The 6,338-nt window shown below is 54.3% G+C and carries 6 protein-coding genes; 3 read left to right on the top strand and 3 right to left on the bottom strand.

Annotated elements, in window-relative coordinates; genetic code table 11:
• Positions 1 to 198 precede the first annotated feature (198 nt).
• Complete coding sequence (rarD, locus tag B2Y11_RS08645) at positions 199 to 1,095, bottom strand: EamA family transporter RarD (protein WP_291058056.1); 897 nt, start codon at positions 1,093 to 1,095, stop codon at positions 199 to 201.
• A 109-nt stretch (positions 1,096 to 1,204) separates the two neighbouring features.
• Between rarD and B2Y11_RS08640 the strand changes: the two genes are divergently transcribed.
• From B2Y11_RS08640 to B2Y11_RS08630, 3 genes are all read left to right on the top strand, one after another.
• A complete protein-coding gene (locus tag B2Y11_RS08640) occupies positions 1,205 to 2,647 on the top strand; it encodes a hypothetical protein (protein WP_291058055.1) in 1,443 nt (480 codons plus the stop codon).
• Positions 2,648 to 2,960: 313 nt separating this feature from the next.
• On the top strand, positions 2,961 to 3,398 hold the full coding sequence (locus B2Y11_RS08635) for a vWA domain-containing protein (RefSeq protein ID WP_291058054.1): 438 nt from the start codon (positions 2,961 to 2,963) through the stop codon (positions 3,396 to 3,398).
• Positions 3,361 to 3,534 (top strand): hypothetical protein, encoded by a 174-nt coding sequence (locus B2Y11_RS08630; protein WP_291058053.1) that lies wholly within the window; start codon positions 3,361 to 3,363, stop codon positions 3,532 to 3,534. Before B2Y11_RS08635 ends, B2Y11_RS08630 begins: the two co-directional genes overlap by 38 nt.
• Before the next feature lie 676 nt (positions 3,535 to 4,210).
• Here B2Y11_RS08630 and B2Y11_RS08625 read toward each other — a convergent pair.
• A complete protein-coding gene (locus tag B2Y11_RS08625; RefSeq protein ID WP_291058052.1) occupies positions 4,211 to 5,269 on the bottom strand; it encodes a macro domain-containing protein in 1,059 nt (352 codons plus the stop codon).
• 71 nt (positions 5,270 to 5,340) lie between these two features.
• A complete protein-coding gene (upp, locus tag B2Y11_RS08620) occupies positions 5,341 to 5,964 on the bottom strand; it encodes a uracil phosphoribosyltransferase (RefSeq protein WP_291058051.1) in 624 nt (207 codons plus the stop codon).
• Positions 5,965 to 6,338: the final 374 nt, after the last annotated feature.

Here is a 6,338-nt window from a genome sequence, read left to right as displayed (position 1 = left end):
ATTCTATGAATTAATCAGTGCTTCCCTAGAGCCCTTTTACACAACCTGCCGCCGACAGGCGGCCACAACCCTCGGGGCGAAGCCCCGTCAACCTTCCCCTTTGAACCCTCTGAACCTTTTGAACCCGAGCGCCGAAGGCGCTTGAACCTTCACACCGAAGGTGTGTCCAATGGACCCGGGCCGCAGAGTGGTTCCATATTAAGAATCTTTTCTCCGCTGCTCCCTGAAATCGGAAACAGAGAACACCAGAAGTGCCGTCCAGATGGTGGCAAAGCCCGTAAGCTGCACCATGCTGAAGGGTTCGTGGTAGAGGAAGATGCCCAGAAGCAGGGACAGGCTGGGGGAGAGGTACTGGCAGAAGCCCAGGACGTTCAGGGGGAGATGGTTGGCGCCGGTGGAGAAAAGCACCAGCGGCGTGGCGGTGACGATGCCGGCACCTACGAAGAGCCAGTCGGTCATGCTGCTTCCTGCAAGGAAGTGGCCCTCTCCGGACGCATAGAGCCACAGGGCATATCCCAGGGCCATGGGCAGTACCAGCAGGGTTTCCAGGGTGATACTGATGAAAGGATTGATGTGGAGCTTTTTCTTGGCGGCGCCGTAAAGGGCGAAGGTGAGAGCCAGGCCCACCGATACCAGGGGCAGGCGGCCCAGCTGGAGAGACATGCCGGTAATGCCCAGAAAGGCGATGGCGATGGAGGCCCATTTCAGCCTGGACAGCCTTTCATGGAAGAGGAAGACGCCGAGAAGCACGCTCACCAGGGGATTGATATAGTATCCGAAGCTGGAGTCCACGATGTGGTCATGGGTGACGGCCCAGATGAAAATGCACCAGTTGGCGGTGATGAGAAGGGAGGCGGATACCATGAGAAGTCCCTTCGTTCGGTGATGGAGGAAATCCCGGATGGTGGAGGTCAGAAGGGGCCCCATGCCCAGGACCCCAAGGAGGATGGTCATGAAGACGAAAGACCAGATAATGCGGTGCGCCAGGATTTCATAGGCGCCGGTGCCTTCCAGAAGCTTCCAGTACAGAGGAAGCACGCCCCAGATGATGTAGCAGGAAAGGGCTGCCAGGAGCCCCTTTTTGTATTCGGTCATGTAAACCATCTCCCTTTTTGAATCGTAGTGATACCATTATATCCCTGAAATGGGGCCATGGCCAGTATGATATAATACAGACAGTTATGCAGCATAAGGAGTGAGTTCTATGAAATATAAATTGACAGTCCTTCTGGCCTGTGCCCTTCTTCTGTCTGCCGGCCCGGCCCAGGCGGCGGACAATAAGGACAATATCCTGCCCAAGCGTTTTTCCGATGCCATGACCTGGAATCTGCAGAACCGGGTAGAGGATATTACCATTACCAAAGTGGCGGTCCCTGCAGACAACGCAAAGCAGGCGCCCCGGCCTCCGCAGGGAGAGCCAATGACGCCGCCACCCGGCTTCAATCCGCCGGACCACATCACCCAGGGCAGCGCCGCCAGAAATGTGACGGAAAAGGGCGTGCTGGAAAATCAGGTCTTCGGATCCACCGGCAACGATGAAAACGCTCTTCGCGTCACCGGCGCTTTGGTGACATTGAAAAATGTGGAAATCATGAAAGAGGAAGGAAACTCCTCCAGCACAGAAGGCGGTGATTTTTACGGCATGAATGCGGCCCTTCTGGCCACCGGCGGCGCCCGGGTGACAGTGGAGGACTCGGCTGTCCACAGCGCCGCTCTCAATGGCAACGGCCTTTTCAGCTACGGTAAGGGCACCATGATTTCAGCAAAGAATGTGACCATTACCACCGAAGGCAGCCACTCCGGCGGCCTGCAGACCACCGGCGGCGCTCTCATGGAGGCGGAAAACGTCACCGTTTCCACCGCCGGCAATTCTTCCGCCGCCATCCGCTCCGACCGGGGCGGCGGCACGGTGCTGGTGAAAGGAGGCACCTTCCGCACCGAAGGATACGGCTCGCCGGCCGTTTACTCCACTGCAGATATTTCGATAGAGGGGGCCGACCTTTCCGCTTCCCGCTCCGAAGGGGCTGTGATTGAAGGGAAAAACAGCATTGCCCTCAAAAACTGCCGCATGGAAGGAAATATGGCAGAAACCCGGCTGATGGGAAAGGAAACCATCAAGGAAGAAAACGTGCACACCGTCATGATTTACCAGTCCATGAGTGGTGATGCGGAAGAAGGAACCTCCGCCTTCTCCATGGAAGGGGGAAGCCTCCTGTCCCATAAAGGGGATGTTTTCTACGTCACCAATACGGACTGCACCATCCATCTGGATAATGTAAAAATCCAAAACGAAGATCCTGAAGGCGCTCTTCTTCGGATCTCCGGAAACAGCGGCTCCCGGGGCTGGGGAAAGGCAGGCGCCAATGGGGGCAAAGCCCGTTTCACCGTGCAAAACCAGCAGATGGAAGGAAATATCCTGGTGGATTCCATTTCCCACCTGGCCATGACCCTCGGCAAAAACTCCCGCTGGGACGGCGCCCTGCTTCAGGAGAAAAATGACAAGGGAAGCAATGAAGACGCAGGCGCAGACCTCACCATCGAAAAAGGAGCCACCTGGAACATGACCGCCGATTCCACCGTCCATACCCTTCACAACGAAGGAAAAATCGTGACCAATGGTCATACGCTGACAGTTGTGGAGAAATAGGCGGGGATGTCAGACAATCAGACGGTCAGAAGGTCAGACGCCTTACCGTCATTCCAGAGAAGTCGAGAAATCTCCGGCCGAATAGTTTCCTGCCCTGATGTTTTGCTATAGCGTCAAGTCGGATAGGAAACTTTTTGCAAACAGTTTCCTGCCGCTGTGAAGTACCATCGTCTCATGTCGGACAGGAATCCCATCATCTTTCAAGGCACCGGTATATGTCGCTTCCCGGGCGACCATCGGTGCCTTTTTTTCTGCTATCATACGTACAGAGATACCAATATTTCAGAAAGGACTGAGAACTATGAAGCAGGGAATGACAGAACTGGTATGCATTATTGACAGGAGCGGCTCCATGTCGGGATTTGAATCGGACACCATCGGCAGCTTCAACGGCATGATAGAAAAGCAGAAGAAGCTGCCTGGCACCTGTTATCTGACCGTCGTTCTTTTTAACCAGACCATGGATATGGTCTACGACCGGGAGGATATCAGCCACGTGCCGCCGATGACAGAAAAGGACTATGTGGCAGGCGGATGCACCGCCATGCTGGATGCCGTGGGGCTCAGTATCCGGAGAATGGAAAAGCTCCTTTCCCACAAACCGAAGGACGCCCGCCCGGACCATGTGGTTTTCTTCATTACCACCGACGGCTGTGAAAACGCAAGCACCCGCTTCAGCTGGAATGATATCCACAGGCTTATCAGCAAAGGAAATGGGCTGGACCTTCATCTTCTCCGGCGCCGACATTGACGTGAAAGAAACGGCAGACCGCATGGGCATCGACGAAGACCGTGCCTACGCCTTCCAGCGCACCCCGGCGGGCATTGCCAAAAACATGGTCATTGTGGATGAGTGCCTGGAAGCCATACGGAAAGGAATGAAATAAGCTGTTGGAAAGGGCTTTCTGCTGCTTATGACGCACAGTGCTTTCCCGTCCCCTGTCATTTCGAGCGGAGGTCAGCGGCGAATTGACGCATATGCTTCATGGAGTCAGTGAAAGGGAGTCGAGAAATCTCCTGCCACAATGGGGGTCGTTCCACTCGGGAGTGAGATTTCTCCACTCACTTCGCTGCGGTCGAAATAACAATGAAGCAGGGAGAGTACGTGCGTCATTCGTCCCTGGCAGCTTATGACGCACAGTGCTTTCCCGCTCCCTGTCATTTCGAGCGGGGCTGTATGTCGTGATGAGGGGAAAGGCAAATGAGCTCTATTGAAACTCTGAGTCGAGAAATCTCCTGCCACAATGGGGGTCGTTCCACTCGGGAGTGAGATTTCTCCACTCACTTCGCTGCGGTCGAAATAACAATGAAGCAGGGAGAGTACGTGCGTCATTCGTCCCTGGTAGCTTATGACGCACAGTGCTTTCCCGCTCCCTGTCATTTCGAGCGGAGGTCAGCGGCGAATTGACGCATATGCTTCATGGAGTCAGTGAAAAGGAATCGAGAAATCTCCTGCCGGATAGTTTCCTGCCGCGTTGAAACGCCACTGCTTCATGCCGTATAGGAAATTTCATAACAAAAAGACTGTGAAAAAATGGGAATTATCTTTTCACAGTCTTTTTGTTATAACGCACTTCCCAGCTGGGGCTGGTGGAAGTGGAAAAGAGCCTCGTTGATTTCATAAATATCCGGTTTTCCCCGCTGCAGGTAGAAAAGGACGATGAGGTCTCCTGTGAGGCTTCTTGACAGGGTGTAGCCCGCCTTTTTCAGAAGATTTTCCGTTTCCTCCACCGAAAGGTCCATGGAAACAGCCAGGGCAAGGATGGTATTCTTCCGGGGCTTGTAGTTTTCATTAGACCTGATTTTAGAGAAAAGCCTTCTGTCCAGATTGGCGCCCTTGTAGACCTCAGAATCCGTGAGCCCCTTTTCATCAATCATGCGGAGAAGGGCATGGGAAAAAGACTCTTCGGTGCGAAGAAATTCATCGGGAATGGGACCGGACGCAGGGAGGGGCAGGTCATGGACCGGTGCTTTGCGGGGCCCTTTTTTCCGGCGGCGAGTTCTCTGTGCCGGTGCTTCATCTGCAAGGACGTCAAAGCATGGGGAGTCCCGTTCAACGGCCGGCGCTTTGGAAGGGATAGAAATTCCGAATGCCGGCTCCATATCCTCATGGGATTGCAGGAAATAGGACAGCCTGCTGTAGACCATGGCCTTTCGAGCCCTTTCCTTCAGGATAATCAGGTATACCGTCATGTTGTGGGTTTCCAAAAAGCTGAGGATGGCATCCAATGCCACCTGCTCCGCTTCCTCCACGGGATAGCCGTAAATGCCGGAGGAAATCAGAGGGAAAGCGACGGATGAAAGGTGCATTTTTTCCGCCAGCAGGAGACTGTTTCGATAACAGGATGCCAGAAGATCCCGCTCCTCTTTCCTCCCGTGGTAAATGGGGCCAGCCGTGTGGATGACATACCGGGCAGGCAGGGCAAATCCCGGCGTTGCCACCGCATCGCCGATGCTGATGGGGCCCAGGCCTTGAAGGGCCCTTTCCATCTCCTCAGCGCCGGCCGCCTTGAAAATAGCGCCGCACACCCCGCCGCCCATTCGGAGCTCCCGATTTCCTGCATTCACGATGGCGTCGGTTTTCAGGGTGGTAATATCGTCCCGCGAAATGAAAAAAGGCATACATATCCCTCCTTCTGCAAAAACAGGGGTGAAAAAAGCCCGGCACGCCGGGCTTTCTCATGATATAGATTTTACTTCGTTCCGAAAATGCGGTCCCCTGCATCTCCCAGACCGGGGAGAATGTACTTGTGGTCATTCAGCTGGCGATCCAGAGAAGCGGTGAAAATCGGCACATCGGGGTGCGCGTTGTTCACGACCTCCACCCCTTCCGGAGCGGCTACGAGACACATGAACTTGATATTCTTCACGCCCCGGGCCTTCATCATATCGATGGCAGCCACCGCACTGCCGCCGGTAGCCAGCATGGGGTCCACCAGGATGAAATCACGGTTTTCCACATCCGGCAGCTTGCAGTAATACTCCACCGGCTTGGCGGTTTCCGGGTCGCGGTACAGACCGATGACACCGACACGGGCGGAAGGCATGAGGTCAAGAAGACCGTCCACCATGCCGAAACCGGCGCGGAGAATAGGAACGATCCCTACCTTCTTGCCAGCTACCCGTTTGCCCCGGGCCTTCTCCAGCGGCGTCTCGATTTCAATATCCTCCAGCGGCAGATCCCTGGTGAGCTCGTAGCCCATAAGAAGGGTGATTTCCTTCAAAAGACGGCGGAACTCCCCGGAGCTGGTGTCCTTGGAACGCATAATGGTCAGCTTGTGCTGAATCAGCGGATGATCAGTAATATGAATCTGCATAATGGCCTCCCTCAATGAAATAGAATCAGCGAATTTACCCATACTATTTTAGCACAAATAGGAAAAAGGCGCAGGGGGAAATGGGGCCAGCCGCTTCACGGCTGAGGGCCTTCGGGGCATAGCCCAAAGGTTCTCAGGTCTGACACGGCCTGTGGCCGTGAGGGTTGTGGTGGGCGCCTTAAAAATATAGAAGGCGCCAGTATGATAAAACCTTATTATATAAAGGGGCTGTGAAAAAATGATTTACATTTTTTCACAGCCCCTTTTTTCGTACCATATCAGCCTGAGCCAGGGAAGCGCTGATTAAATCACTGTCCCCTTTTATTCATGAATTTTTATGCAATACAAGGAATGGGACGACGCGAATAGCGAGC

The organism is Dialister sp. UBA1703, from assembly GCA_002320515.1.
Lineage (GTDB): Bacteria > Bacillota > Negativicutes > Veillonellales > Dialisteraceae > Dialister.
This window is presented reverse-complemented; position numbering and strand designations above follow the sequence as displayed.